Annotated in this window: 12 protein-coding genes; 8 read left to right on the top strand and 4 right to left on the bottom strand. The window is 39.2% G+C overall.

Annotation, left to right across the window (positions count from 1 at the left end):
• Positions 1-9 precede the first annotated feature (9 nt).
• A complete protein-coding gene (locus AC0N32_RS04630; RefSeq protein ID WP_476392690.1) occupies positions 10-912 on the bottom strand; it encodes a hypothetical protein in 903 nt (300 codons plus the stop codon).
• Positions 882-1331 (bottom strand): porin, encoded by a 450-nt coding sequence (locus AC0N32_RS04625; protein ID WP_476392689.1) that lies wholly within the window; start codon positions 1329-1331, stop codon positions 882-884. The genes AC0N32_RS04630 and AC0N32_RS04625 overlap by 31 nt, the downstream gene beginning before the upstream one ends.
• A gap of 213 nt (positions 1332-1544) precedes the next feature.
• Between AC0N32_RS04625 and AC0N32_RS04620 the strand changes: the two genes are divergently transcribed.
• The 7 genes from AC0N32_RS04620 to AC0N32_RS04590 all read left to right on the top strand — a co-directional run bounded on the left by AC0N32_RS04620 (position 1545) and on the right by AC0N32_RS04590 (position 7448).
• Positions 1545-2234 carry a response regulator transcription factor gene (locus AC0N32_RS04620; RefSeq protein ID WP_476392688.1) on the top strand — a complete coding sequence of 230 codons (690 nt, stop codon included), beginning with the start codon at positions 1545-1547 and terminating at the stop codon, positions 2232-2234.
• 1 nt (position 2235) lies between these two features.
• Positions 2236-3627: a sensor histidine kinase gene (locus tag AC0N32_RS04615; protein ID WP_476392687.1), complete on the top strand. Its 1392-nt coding sequence runs from the start codon at positions 2236-2238 to the stop codon at positions 3625-3627.
• A gap of 223 nt (positions 3628-3850) precedes the next feature.
• Positions 3851-4396, top strand: coding sequence for a Crp/Fnr family transcriptional regulator (locus AC0N32_RS04610; protein ID WP_476392686.1), 546 nt, complete (start codon positions 3851-3853; stop codon positions 4394-4396).
• A 50-nt stretch (positions 4397-4446) separates the two neighbouring features.
• Positions 4447-4800, top strand: a complete 354-nt coding sequence (locus AC0N32_RS04605; RefSeq protein WP_476392685.1) for a bleomycin resistance protein — start codon at positions 4447-4449, stop codon at positions 4798-4800.
• A 58-nt stretch (positions 4801-4858) separates the two neighbouring features.
• Positions 4859-5359 carry a 2'-5' RNA ligase family protein gene (locus AC0N32_RS04600; RefSeq protein ID WP_476392684.1) on the top strand — a complete coding sequence of 167 codons (501 nt, stop codon included), beginning with the start codon at positions 4859-4861 and terminating at the stop codon, positions 5357-5359.
• Positions 5360-5659: 300 nt separating this feature from the next.
• On the top strand, positions 5660-6466 hold the full coding sequence (locus tag AC0N32_RS04595; protein WP_476392683.1) for an SDR family oxidoreductase: 807 nt from the start codon (positions 5660-5662) through the stop codon (positions 6464-6466).
• A gap of 70 nt (positions 6467-6536) precedes the next feature.
• Positions 6537-7448 (top strand): helix-turn-helix domain-containing protein, encoded by a 912-nt coding sequence (locus tag AC0N32_RS04590; RefSeq protein WP_476392682.1) that lies wholly within the window; start codon positions 6537-6539, stop codon positions 7446-7448.
• A 198-nt stretch (positions 7449-7646) separates the two neighbouring features.
• Here the strand turns inward: AC0N32_RS04590 and AC0N32_RS04585 are convergent, their stop codons facing one another.
• Positions 7647-9059 carry an MBL fold metallo-hydrolase gene (locus AC0N32_RS04585; protein WP_476392681.1) on the bottom strand — a complete coding sequence of 471 codons (1413 nt, stop codon included), beginning with the start codon at positions 9057-9059 and terminating at the stop codon, positions 7647-7649.
• Between the two features lie 157 nt (positions 9060-9216).
• Between AC0N32_RS04585 and AC0N32_RS04580 the strand changes: the two genes are divergently transcribed.
• Positions 9217-10008: a hypothetical protein gene (locus AC0N32_RS04580; protein WP_476392680.1), complete on the top strand. Its 792-nt coding sequence runs from the start codon at positions 9217-9219 to the stop codon at positions 10006-10008.
• A 213-nt stretch (positions 10009-10221) separates the two neighbouring features.
• Here AC0N32_RS04580 and AC0N32_RS04575 read toward each other — a convergent pair whose 3' ends face one another.
• Positions 10222-13755: a hypothetical protein gene (locus AC0N32_RS04575; protein ID WP_476392679.1), complete on the bottom strand. Its 3534-nt coding sequence runs from the start codon at positions 13753-13755 to the stop codon at positions 10222-10224.
• Between the last annotated feature and the right edge of the window lie 2 nt (positions 13756-13757).

Here is a 13757-nt window from a genome sequence, read left to right as displayed (position 1 = left end):
TTATATTTTTTAATTGAAATCGATTCTGTATTTCAAAACGAATTGCCATTGTCTGTCGGAAACAACACCTTTATTAAGCGCATCTCCGGTGAAGATCGGCCTGTTTTGAGCATCAAATGTCAAACGGGAGGACATTCCGTTCATCAATAATGAGACTCCTGCATCATAAACGATTGCATTGTCGTGAAGTCCTTTAAGATCTGACAATTGCATTCCGACAGCAGGCTGTAGTTGCAGATTCTTTTTATCTTTATTGAAGTAAGGCAGTGTTCCGCCAATTTGTACATAATAAGTATTTCCCGTTCCTATTACCGGCATTGCGTTTCCTGCGCCATTAAGGCTGGCTTGTGAGGCATTCACTGAAGTTGCGGGATTGTTTGTTCCGACGTAACGGACATAGTTGGGCCCATAATCATTGTACATCGCCATTCCATAAGCACTAATGGAAGTTCCTTTGTCTTTATTGATCGGAGCATCGTAGAACAGGTCGACCGCATAATTCTGCATGTCATCATTCTGGACATTATTATTGAGGTCTTTGTGCCACGTGGCATTATGGATATAATCGAAACCTGCCCCTATACTCAGCACATTCTTTTTACCACCATAAGTCCCGGAGTTGAATGGCGTCGTGATATTTTCCTTATCCAAAAACGCATATCTGAAATAGCCGGAAAAGTCTTTGCCCGGAGAATTTTTACTGAAAGTGGCAACATTTACCTTTGGTTCCGCCGTAGCCATTGTATAAGGATCAGCGACCACAAGCCGGTAATCCAGTCTTCCCAGTTGCCCTTTCGCATAGACACTCAGTTCCCTCACGGTGTAATCTGTCGCTCCGGCATTGGAGGTGGCATATGCAGGGAGGTCGTATAGTAACGTATTTAAAGGGCCTGTCGTGAAAGCCCCCTCCAAGTGGAACGCCCGGCTCCCACAGCGATTTTATCATTAAAGGCATATTCTGCATACGCATCCAGAAGATCGATATAATTGCTGGCCTTTGCATTCATATTGACATTAGTCGTCCCGGTTTGTAAAACGAACATTAATTTTTCTGTTGGTTTGTAGGTCATCTTTACCCTTACTCTTCTCAGGGAGAGATCGGAAACATCGGATTTTGCCTGATCATTGATAAGACTTCCCGGATTCAGTTGTGTATATCTTGCCCAAAGTTCCGCATAGCCGCTGAAAGAAATGTAACGGGTGTGTTGGTCATTCAGATAATGGGTAAGTCCCGGATTATTAAAGTCATTTTTTTTCTGAGCCTCCATTTTAGCTGACAGTCCAATGATGGTAAGTATCGCCAGTCCGGCCTTAAAAGATTTTTTGTTCATAATGTATCGTCCGTTTTGTTGATTTCAACGGGACAAAATTAGGTTCATGGATCAAGGATCATCGTTAGAAAACTATTAGAAGATCTTTAGAAATCCATTAAAAGACCTTTAAAACAAAAATATGAGATACCTTTGTACAGAATTTAAAATGGATGATCGATCATTAGCTTGTTGATGATGGTGATCTGATATTTATCCGGAAACAATTTTCTTATGAAGGTTTTAATTATAGAAGATAATGCCCGTGTTTCCGCACTTTTGAAGAGGGGTCTGGAGAGCCAGGGTTATCAGGTCTATATTTCGGAAGATGCGGAAGATGCATTGGTTATGGTTGATAAGATCATGTTTGAGCTTGTAATCACAGACATTATGCTTCCGAACATGAGTGGTATTGAATTGAGTAAGATCATCAAACAGAAAGATCCTGATCTCCCCATCATCATGTTGACAGCACTTGGAACAATTGATGAAAAGATAGAAGGTTTTGACGCGGGAGCCGACGATTATATGGTAAAGCCATTTGAGATCAGAGAGCTCTATGCAAGGATTAAAGCTGTTTTACTAAGGAAATCGACCTCATCGGCAAAAAACGGACCTTCTCGTCATCTTGAATATAAAGATCTTAAAGTCGATAGGAATACCAACCGTGTCTTCCGTAACGAAAAAGAGATTGCCCTTACCCCAAAAGAGTTCAAACTTCTGGTTTTTCTGATGAGTAATACCGAAAGGATCCTGACCCGCGACGAGATTGCAGAAAATGTATGGGGTAATCATTTTGATACGGGAACCAATTACATCGATGTTTATATTGCCTATCTCCGAAAGAAGATCGATAAAGATTTTAATGAAAAACTGATCCATACAAAACTTGGAGTGGGTTTCATATTTACAGATCAATTATAATATGAAAATTGCCACCAGAACCGCACTCAGCTATGCTTTACTTACCGCCGGGATCCTTTTCATTTTTGCCTATGTATTATATTTCGTTTCGGAGAAAAACAGGGAAGACGAGTTCAATGACCGTCTGGGCTATAAGATCATCTGGAGATCGGAATTCATATTCGATGCCAAGATCAACAATTCTAAGATCCGGGAACTGCACGAGCGAAACAAGAAGATCCTCAATGAAGCAGATATAAGCGTATACGACAGTAATAAAAAACTGCTGTTTACAGACATCAGGCCTTCTTCAAAAAATAAGCAATATCTGGATCTACTTATCAAAAGTAAAAAGGAAAGAATAGCCTGGGTAAGGAGTGATCGCCAGTATATGGCCATTAAATATGAGTTTAATGGAGCGCGTTATTACATTATAGGAAGTGCCGTGGATATCACGGGAAAAGCCCATATCGACGAGTTTAAATATGATATCATTATCATCTATTTCATTTCGATCGTGATCATCTTCATCATTGGTTTTCTATTTTCGTATTATACGCTGAAACCTTTGAAAGATATTATTCTCCAGATCCGCGATATTTCTGAGCATAATCTTAATAAAAGACTGGTTGTCCCAAAGGCAAAAGACGAGATCTATGAACTGACGGAAACTTTCAACTCGACCTTCAACAGGCTGGAAAGATCATTTAATGGCCATAAACAGTTTGTAACGACTATTTCACATGAATTCCGGACACCGCTGGCGATATTGATCACAGAACTTGAACTTGCAAAAGAGTTGAACGTGACCTTGGAAGATTACAGGAATTCTATTGACAATGCTTTGCAGGACGCCCAGCATGCCTCACAGCTTTCTTCAGCTTTACTAGATTTTGCGAGGGCAAGTTATGATGTCTCACAGATCAGCTTTACAGATCTTCGCCTGGATGAAGTTTTAGCTGATGCGAAAATAGCCTTGTTACAAAAAAATTCAGATTACAGGGTCGGGATCAATTATATGGATGGATGGGCAGATACTGAAGAAAATATGTATGATTTTTTCGGGAATCCCTATTTGTTACAAATTGCATTTTTAAATTTAATGGAGAACGCCTGCAAGTATTCTTCAAATAAATATTGCTCGGTAGAAATTATCATGCAGAATGGGGATCTTCGGATCGATTTTATTGACCAGGGCATTGGTATCTCTGTAGATGACCAGTCGAAGGTCTTTGATCTGTTCTACAGAGTGAATAATAAAAATAATCAAAAAGGGAATGGTATCGGATTATCTATCGTGTCGAGAATTATTGAAGTCCACAAAGGCCAGATCTCACTAAAGTCCGTACCGGGTGAAGGCACAATTTTTAGTGTGGATTTTAAATCATACAAGAAGCATTCTCCAAAACACTAATTAGATTATTTATCTGCCTTTTAACCAATGGGCTATTCAAGGATTTGAAAGGTAATATTAAAATTAATTTTTTGTGACCTGTCTCATAGAAACTATTTGGAGATTTCCAGCTTTTTTAGAAATTAGTCACATATAACAACTTAACCCTAAGACAAAGCTTAATTTTGTTGCCAAATAAATTCGATTGATTCTTCTATATTTGCTAATAATAAAAAAGTTCATCATGCTGGAACCAGTTGGAAATTTCTCCAATGCTGAGAAACAATTATTGCAAAACCATCTCTCTACTAGGAATTTGGATAAAAATGAAGTATTAGATCCAGCCGGGACTATTTCAACATCTCTCTTTTACATTGTCAGAGGTTCCTTCTACCAATATTACTATCATGAACATCTTGATGAAGAAATCATCACGGATCTGCATATTGAAGGCGAATGGGCAATAAACCTACAAAGTCTGGTGATGCAGCAACCCGCCAAAGCAAACATAAAGGCATTTGAAAAATCCGAGGTGCTGGAACTGACGTTGCAGGATCTGCATGAACTTATCGCCATCTCTCAGAAGTTTTTGCAATTCAACAAGCTTCTCAATACATCCAATTTAAAAATGGATTTCTACAATGAAAATATGAGTCCAGCCGAAAAATACAAATACTTATTACAGGTAAAACCCAAGCTGATACAAACATTCCCGCTATCAATGATTGCTTCTTACCTGAAAATAAGACCTGAGACCCTAAGCAGAGTGCGGGCCAATGTTGTTTTTTGATTTCGATCAAGTGTGATTTTCATAAAATATCATCAATTTTGAAAAAAAATATGATGACAACAATAATTCCAAAATTGCCCATGCGCAATAAAGAAAATACGAGAGCATTCTACGCCAAATTAGGATTTGAAACCTCCGGGAACGACTTCCAGGGATACCTGATGTTAAAGAAAGACGGTTTGGAAATCCATTTTTTCGAATTTGAATCACTGATGCCTGCTGAAAATTATGGACAGGTCTACATACGGTGTTCTGAGATCGATGCAATTTATCAGTCTTTTCTTAATAACAGTATTGAAATTCATCCTGCTGGCCATCTGAAGCAAAAACATTGGGGTCAGAAAGAGTTTTCGATATTGGATCCTGATAATAATCTGATTACTTTCGGACAGACATTGCTGTAGTATCGTCAGATTCTTATTTCTTTTCTTACTATTTTTTGATAATAACCGCTAAGAGAAAATGAATAAACTGAGAAGGCAGCTTACCTTGTTTTTGGATCATAGTGACACTTTAGAAATCGAGGAAATCAGGAAGAAATACAATCCGGTTCAGTTTAACCTGATCAGAGCTCATGTAACGCTTTGCCGTGAAGAAGAACTTGATAATCTTGCTCAGGTAAAATTTAATCTGAGTACACTTGATATCGATTCTGTCAAAATCCATTTAGATCGCTTAATTCGTTTTTCAGAACAAAGAGGTGTGATGATAACTGCAAAAAGAAATGATCAATTCCACAAGCTACGCCAAATCATACTTAAAGATTGTGATATAATGAATACTTATGGTAATCCGCATATAACACTAATGCATCCACGAAATTCCTGTTGTACGGATGAAATTTTCAAAGAAATCATAAAACTGAAAATCCCTGAATCCATCATATTCAAAGAAATTTCATTGATACAACAGACTGATGGTCATGCATGGCAGGTTTTAGAGTCATTCCCAATGAAGAAATGAAAAACACTACCCCACTACCATATTATCAATTAATTATATATTCGATACACAAAAAAATGATTACTATTTTTTGAAAGACGGGAGAATGTATTTTTTCATCAGCTCATTACTCGGAGATTGAGAAGGATTTTAAATTGCGAAAGCCAGCCTTTCAACAGGTATTTTCTGCCAATGAAATTAAAAGGACGCACATGGATAGAAAGCAGAAGGCTTCGTCATTTCGGCTTACATTATTACCTGTCTGACTTACTTTCAACTTCGGTAAATGCCCAACTTTGCATCAACAAATAAATCAAAATCATGCAAAAGACAATTTTTATAACCGGAGCTTCATCCGGATTAGGGAAGGCAACCGCCCGATTATTCCAGGAAAAAGGATGGAAAGTAATCGCGACCATGCGAAGACCCGAGGAGGAAAAAGAACTCAATCAACTTCCCAATGTAGTCCTGCTGGAACTTGATGTTACCGATACGGTAAAAAGCCAGGCAACTATATCTGAGATGTTAAAATCCCAAACCGTTGATGTCGTGCTTAACAACGCAGGTTACGGCCTTATCGGTCCCCTGGAATCATTGACCGATGAAAAGATCCAAATGCAGATCCAAACCAATTTACTGGGTGTGATTCATATCACTAAAGCCTTTCTTCCTTATTTCCGGGAAAGAAAAAGCGGAACGTTCATCAATATCACCAGTACATTTGGCCTCCTGGGATATCCTACCTGCTCTATTTACAATGCCAGCAAATTTGCCGTCGATGGATTTTCAGAAGGCTTGGCCTACGAGCTCGCACAATTTGGAATCAATGTAAAAGTCATCGCTCCGGGAGGGATGCAGACCAACTTTACAGGGAGATCCCTTCAGGGAGGAATGCATGAAGCATACAGTCAGCTGGTAGCAAAGGTCAGCGAAGGTTACAGTGAGGAACAGATCGCCAATTATACAAAAGCAGAAGAAGTGGCTCAGATCATTTACGAAGCTGCGACCGACGAAAAATCCCAGCTCAGGTACGTTGCAGGCAAAGACGCTGTTGCCCTTTACCGGGAACGGTTGGAATTAACACCGGAAGGACAGTTTGAGAAGATCCGAGGACAGTTTATATTCTAGCCGAAGGTCGTTCCCGGACTGTAATTTTTAACCGTCCGGGAATAACTTACTAATTACTTAAATTTGTATAATGAAAAAGCAACCGGTCATCTTTGATTCCTTATCCCAGCTTCATAAAGCAATGGGACAGCCGGCCCCTTCACATCCCCTCATCAGCATTATCAACTATGGGGAAGCCCGGTTTGACCCCAGGGATTTCGAGCAGGGCATCATCCTGAATTTTTATAAAATTTCCTTTAAAACAAGCTTTTCCGGAAAATTGAAATATGGTCAGGGCTACTACGATTTCGAAGAGGGAGGAATGTCGTTCATTGCTCCGGGCCAGCTGCTGAAGATGCAGGAAGAAGAGGCTGATTATGATGGGATGACCCTACACATCCATCCTGATCTGTTAAGCCCTTACCCGCTGGGCTCGAACATAAGGCATTATGGCTTTTTCAACTATTCTGCAGCAGAAGCGCTTTACCTTTCGGAAAAAGAAAAAACAACGATACTCAGTATTTACCGGTTTATCCAGGACGAGCTAAGCGAGCGCATCGATAAGTTCAGTCAGGACGTGATCATTTCCCAGATCGAGTTGCTGCTCAATTATGCCAACCGTTTCTATGACCGGCAGTTTCTGACCAGAAAGGCAGTCAACAATGACCTTCTTGCCAGGCTCGAACACCAGCTGGAAAATTATTTCAATAATGACATGCCGGTGGTCAATGGGATTCCTACCGTAAATACTTTGGCGGAGAACCTTAAGGTAACACCGCGGTACCTGAGCGATCTTTTACGGAACCTGGTCGGATTGAATACGCAGCAATACATTCACGAAAAGGTCATTGAGAAAGCCAAGGAATATCTTGCGAAGGACAAACTCAGCATCGCTGAAATTGCCTATCAACTGGGATTTGAGCACCCGCAGTCTTTCAACAAACTATTCCGAATTAAAACCTCCTTATCTCCAAGCCAGTATAAGAAATCTTTACTAAACTGATCACGAACTTATCCATCAAAAGCTTATTTTCCATTCAATATTTTCAGCAGCAAAATCATGAGAGACAAGAGAAGCCCGTAAACAGATATGCGACAGTATGTCAATATCAGAACAGCAAGAATTCCGCTCTTAAAAATTAAGCGCTTTTATTGCTCTTGCAACCAGTAATTCTTCTAAAAAACACTGTAAAATTCAACCTTACAACAAGGTCGTCGGCGCTGAATAAGCAGTTCTCGGAAGATCGTTCTTCTTTATTTCAGCAAATCCTCCTTTCACATCTGCAAAATCTTTAAATCCATGTTGTTTTAATATAGATGCAGCTATCATACTTCTATAGCCTCCGGCACAATATATAATAAACGGCTGGTCCTTTGGAAAAGAATCGAAATAGAAGTTTATTTTATTTAAAGGAACATTAACAGCGCCGGCAATATGTTCGGATTCAAACTCACTATTCTTTCTTACATCAAAGATAATTAGGTTTTCATCATAGATCTCTTTCAATTTTTCAGCTGAGATTCTTTCTGCAGTTTCAATTTTTTTGCCTGAATTCTTCCAGGCTTCGAAACCTCCTTTAAGATAGCCGATGGTATTGTCATATCCTACTCTGGACAGTCTTATCATACTTTCTTCCTCCCTGCCTTCATCAGTCACTAAAAGTATTTTTTGATTAATATCGCTGATCATTTCACCGACCCAATTGGCAAAACTTCCATCAAGCCCGACATTGAGGCTGCCAGGAATAAAACCCTCTGCAAATACGGACGCATTTCTTGTATCCAGGATCAGTACATCATCAGCCTCAGCCATTTTTAGAAAATCATCAACGGTAAGTGGATTCTTTCCTTTAACGAGTACGGCATCTAGATGATCATAACCATTGATATTAAGCAAAACATTTTTAGGAAAATATCCTGGTGGGTCTGTTAAGCCGGAAAGCAATTCTGACACAAACTCATCTTCGGTCATATCTTTTCTGAGAGCATAATTTGTTTCTTTCTGGTGGCCTAACGTATCGGTTGTCTCTTTACTCATCATTTTACCACAGGCACTTCCTGCCCCATGATTTGGGTAGACGATCAAATGATCATCAAGAGGCATTATTTTTTCTCTTAAAGAATGAAACAGCAGTCTGGCCAGTTTATCCCGTGTAAGCTCACTGTTGACATGCTGTGCAAGATCCGGCCGGCCGACATCACCGATAAATAAGGTATCCCCGGTAATGATGGCGTGCTGAATACCATTTTCGTCGAAGATCAGGTACGTGGTGCTTTCCATGGTATGGCCAGGTGTATGAATAACCTTCACCATGCATTTGCCTACATAAAAAATATCTCCGTCATCTGCCACGATTGCCTCATAAGAAGGTTTTGCCGTTGGTCCGAAAACAATGTCAGCTTCTGTTTTGGCTTTTAATTCAAGATGCCCGCTTACAAAGTCTGCATGAAAATGTGTTTCGAAAATGTACTTTATTTTAGCTTTTTCAGCTTCTGCTTTTGAAATATAGGAATCTACATCGCGTAACGGATCAAAAACAGCAACCTCTCCGTCGCTTTCCAGAAAATAGGCTGCATGAGACAGACACCCAGTATAAATTTGCTCGATCTTCATTGTTTAATTTTTAATAAAGTTATAGACTTCTTTTGAAAATACGTATGATAAAGGTCACTAAAGCGTAATTTATAAATCAGAACCGGGTATGACATCGTTACGTTTAACATCATCCTTTTGAAACGATAATTTTGTATCTTAAAGCAATATAAAAAGTATGAAAACAACCCTCACAATCATTGCATTTTTGATGGCACCGTTATTTTCTTTTGGTCAGGACCTTATTTCGCGGGGCTATACACAAACGACTATTGAAAAAGGAAGCACATTCAAAAAACATAAAAACGGAAAGCTGGACAGCATTGTCGTTGCCATGTATGCGGTCAATTACGGTAATGCGCTGATCTTTGCCAAACTGCATGACGAAATCAGGATTACCAATGCTGAGGATAAGCATTCTGTCATCACTATAGGATTAAAAAATAAAAAGCAGGTCCTGACTTTTTTCTATAACAACAAACCGGCAATCATTGTAGAAAATATTGATTTCAACATCGGTAAATTGCCTAAAAACACCATCATTACAAGGTCTTTATCTGATAATATGATCCGGACTGTAAGCGTGACTACCAATTACGGAGTTTTTGGTGATGATAATCCGGACAAAACGTATAAGCTCTTTTATGGTCTCAAAATCCGTCCTGATCTGGATAACCTCGACACTATATTCGAAGATATCGGAAAGTTTTTCAGTGAAAAGGATGCGCTTCTGAAACTATATTACAGGAGTTATGCAGAAAAATTTGCGCCACAGGATCTGGCTTATTTCAAAACCGATGGATCAGGAATCATTACCCATGGGATCGCTTTAGATTATCAAAATAAAAAAAGCAACGCACCGAACACCTATGACATTTACGAAAATGGCAAGATCATCAGATCCGGAAAAGAAAACCTGGCCAATTTCCAAAAAACTTATCAGGGTTATGTTTCCAAGTTGCAAGAATAGGCTATCTGAGAACACTTTTTACAACATTTTGAGCTTGCCTTGTGTACCCCGAACATATTCTGGTTTATACGGGTCTTCGTAACCCTATAAGGGCAAACGATGAGGTTTTAAATTGTATTTCAAAATAAATGGCTATGAGATTTATTTCTCACAGCCACTTTTATTTATATAGTCAAAGTACTATAGTGTATTATTTAAGTATAATATAAAACGTTATGGCTGAGCATTATAAAGTAATACACTTGATGCGCAAGACATGCTGCCATAACCTGCATTAAATATAGCATTAGCAGCTACCGCTATTCCCCAGCTTACAGGTTCATCATCATCAGCTAAAACCGGTGACAGAATGCCACTGCAATCGAAACATGTCCCACCCCAATAGCTTAAAATTCCAGCAGTATTCTGGTTTTCTGAATCAAAAATCGCGCCTGTTGTAGGTACCTGCCATACAATATTTGATCCGAAATCAAACCATGGAGAAAAGGCATTCCAGCCGGCTGAAGGTACCTTCTTGAACCCAATCGACATGTCAATCATGGCTTTAACAATGCAAATATCTGTAACAATTTCATTGGTGACCGCCCACCATTTTTTGTCTTGTAAATCGGGTATTTGACCAATAATATCCGGCAGGGCATAAGCAAGATAGGATCCTCCGTTAAGAGCGGAAAACACCTTTCCGGAAGTACCTGTCGGAAATTTTGTTTTTAACGGGCCGAATATAGATACACCCACAGCGCCGATCGCTGAACAGATACCTGCAGATAATACTAATTTTTGGTTGATCGTCTTTTCATTATCTGAGACTGCATTAACTACCAGCGCATCATTACTTGCATTTAGATTATTTTTCAAAGAAGCAGTTCCATTGCAGATATTTCTTAAACTTTCGAAGTCTGGTGCTTCAATAAGAGAGGTTGTGACAGTATTATCAGGAAATGGTACATCTTCAGCAATAATTTTGTACACGATCGTTGTTGGTATTGCTATGATCAGGCACACCAAATCAAGCATACTTAAATCATTTCCGGATACTTTTTTGTAAAGCCATGAAATGACCGGGATATCTATAGATTCATTCAATAAGCGCACAATATCCTGCGCCAAGTTTAGGAAAACCTCAACAGAAGCAACTAAAATATTTTCTACGCTTTCTAAAACCGCATTGACAATAATAGCCACAATCGCTTTTACAATTTCTACAAAAGATAGCTGGTCAATCTTATCAATAACATCGGTTTTAAAACTTTCATAGGCTCCCTGTAAAACATCTTTTTCATTTTCGAGCATCGCCAGTAAAGGAGATAAGATTGACTCGATGTCACCCAGAGTGCCGTCTGCATTAGTATTGGCAGACCCCGCACCACTTTTGGCATGCGTGATCCCCCAGTTACTTTGCGGGGTATTGATACCGGCGGGTTGGGTAGCCGCTGCATTGGAACTGCCACGAGTGCTGTTTTGTAAGGAGTCCGGAATATTCGCAGGAATATCTGCCCAGGTAGCAATAAAATTTTCTATATCACTAAAAGTATTTTTTATCTTATCCGGATACGTACTTAAATTTCCGATAGCCTGATCAAGATAAGTACTGATCACATTTTTTAATACATTGTGTGTACGGACAATATCATTCCAGGAGAATATAAAGCCAAGCCACTTGATGAGGTCTTCAAATGCTACTTCGATCTTATTAAAAACAAATTCTACTGCTTGTACAATATCGTTCACGCAAGTAATTATCGCCCTGTAAAGAATACCCTCAATTTCAATGAAAAAATGGTAGAGATCATCTTTAATGGCAACGAAGAATTGAGTTACTTTTTCATACGCATTTTTTAACCAGTTCCATAAATCGCCGGCGGCAGTTTCGATAGCATCCCAGATACTGTTTACCGAATCTACCGTATTTTTAAGAACCATAGATTGATTCATAAGATAGATATCCGGCAACGTTAAATTCTGGCTGCCTTCAAAATAATGATGTCCATCCTTGTAGGAGACACCCCAGATTTTATCCGTAAAATTTGTTGAATTTTCAGTAATCATTATCTGGCTATTGTTTGATGACGGTTGCTTTGCAGAGCCATCGGCAGGTAAAGTACCTGCAATGGTCACAAATTGCTGTAATGCAGAAGCCGCCGCATTTTTCTGGTCATCACTGATGTTACTTCCGACTAAAGGCTGAGTACTGCCGTCACCATTATCAACCTGAACAGCTCCTAGCTGATCACCATTCTGTATCACTGATAAGGTAAGTATAATCTTAGACATTGGATTAACATCTATACTTACCCCTTCGGTTTCAACTTTGTAACAAACTGCTCCCAAACTTTGAGTTTCCTGTACAATGCTTATATTGCCTGTATTGTCCGGCATAATACTAACGGGAACTGTTGGCGAAAGAATATGATAAACCGAATTTATATATACAGTGCATTGATTGACCGATGTAATGGTAGCCGGCACGCCATTTAATGGGAGGTCATTATCGTCCGTTAAAAGAATATTACTGGTAAAGGTATTATATTCCTGGACTGTATTATAATCAGGAGGGGGCAAAAGAATATTTCTCTGCTGCCATAAGCTGTTGGTAACATCCTGACTTAATTGAATGATATTTTGATCACTGGTATGAGCGAAAATAATAATTTGTCCTGATGTAGAATTTACATATGAAGAAATTCTTTCAGCATTGTCTAGAATAGGTATGGGAGCTGACCAAGCCTCTGAAGTTGCTTCCTGACCCTTAATACAAGAGGTATAAAATACTTGTCCCTGCTGATCCAATCCCCATAAAATACTGCAATCATTGCTTTGATGAGCATAAAAATCCTGCAAGCCCACAATAATACTATTGGTTACGATGGCTGTACCACTGGTATTGTTCTTTTGATTTTCAGGAGTAAATAAGTATATCGAACCGTTCGCCGCAACAAACAGATTTGTATTATTTTGATCATCAACAGTAAGTGTCGCAATTTTTGAAGCCCCATCGGGTGCTATCATCTTGATGATTGTTGGTGGGCCGAAAAAAGATTGGAGCGGAATAAAGTTAAGTCCGATGCTACCATTGATGCTTGTCAACTGATATAGGCCCGCAAAAGTTGATGCTGAAGCTTTTCCTACCGCACTATCTAGTAATGTATCAAAGTTTTCAGGTGTCGACAACTGTGCCCAGGAATTGGTACCGCTTAAATTTACGGTATAGTTCTGAAGGTAATTATTGATATCTACTTCACATACCAATTGAGGGTCACTGGTCGGATTTTGCTGAGGCGACAGGTAAATGTTGGTAATATTAACGACGCTTAACGGATGAGTTAAATCATCATAAGGCAGTGGATTCCAGTCAATATTTGATATATCTGACATCCAGGATGCATTATCCGCATTTGATAAAGAAGTTGCCACATACAGATATGTATTCGCGTCTCCCTCTACACTTATTGCTATGGCTATATCTATGTTTCCACCAGTAAAATTCTGTTGGCTCGCAAAACTTTTCACCTCAATTTGTTTGCCCGGATAAATCACTGAAAGTCCATCACATAAATCAATAGAAATCCATCCCAGAGAATCCTGGTTTTCCTCTTTCAGAAGATTAAAAACACCCGCATCACTAATCGCAAGGAATATGCTGGCTCCACTTTGGCATTGATGGCTATTGAAGGCAGACTGCGCGGGTAATAGCGCCGCAGCCTTCTGATTCTTCATCAGTTCGCTTTCTACTATAATTTTACTCATAA

The sequence above is a fragment of the Chryseobacterium endophyticum genome (genome assembly GCF_056333165.1).
Note: the sequence above shows the minus strand (reverse complement) of the source record. Positions and strands in the feature narration are given on the sequence as shown.

Bases quoted from the DNA above. Each gene is read 5' to 3' on its own strand.
- AC0N32_RS04600 (WP_476392684.1), top strand. From the start codon at position 4,859: ATGAATAAACTGAGAAGGCAGCTTACCTTGTTTTTGGATCATAGTGAC.
- AC0N32_RS04595 (WP_476392683.1), top strand. From the start codon at position 5,660: ATGCAAAAGACAATTTTTATAACCGGAGCTTCATCCGGATTAGGGAAG.
- AC0N32_RS04610 (WP_476392686.1), top strand. From the start codon at position 3,851: ATGCTGGAACCAGTTGGAAATTTCTCCAATGCTGAGAAACAATTATTG.
- AC0N32_RS04585 (WP_476392681.1), bottom strand. From the start codon at position 9,059: ATGAAGATCGAGCAAATTTATACTGGGTGTCTGTCTCATGCAGCCTAT.
- AC0N32_RS04590 (WP_476392682.1), top strand. From the start codon at position 6,537: ATGAAAAAGCAACCGGTCATCTTTGATTCCTTATCCCAGCTTCATAAA.
- AC0N32_RS04620 (WP_476392688.1), top strand. From the start codon at position 1,545: ATGAAGGTTTTAATTATAGAAGATAATGCCCGTGTTTCCGCACTTTTG.
- AC0N32_RS04625 (WP_476392689.1), bottom strand. From the start codon at position 1,331: ATGAACAAAAAATCTTTTAAGGCCGGACTGGCGATACTTACCATCATT.
- AC0N32_RS04575 (WP_476392679.1), bottom strand. From the start codon at position 13,755: ATGAGTAAAATTATAGTAGAAAGCGAACTGATGAAGAATCAGAAGGCT.
- AC0N32_RS04615 (WP_476392687.1), top strand. From the start codon at position 2,236: ATGAAAATTGCCACCAGAACCGCACTCAGCTATGCTTTACTTACCGCC.
- AC0N32_RS04580 (WP_476392680.1), top strand. From the start codon at position 9,217: ATGAAAACAACCCTCACAATCATTGCATTTTTGATGGCACCGTTATTT.
- AC0N32_RS04605 (WP_476392685.1), top strand. From the start codon at position 4,447: ATGATGACAACAATAATTCCAAAATTGCCCATGCGCAATAAAGAAAAT.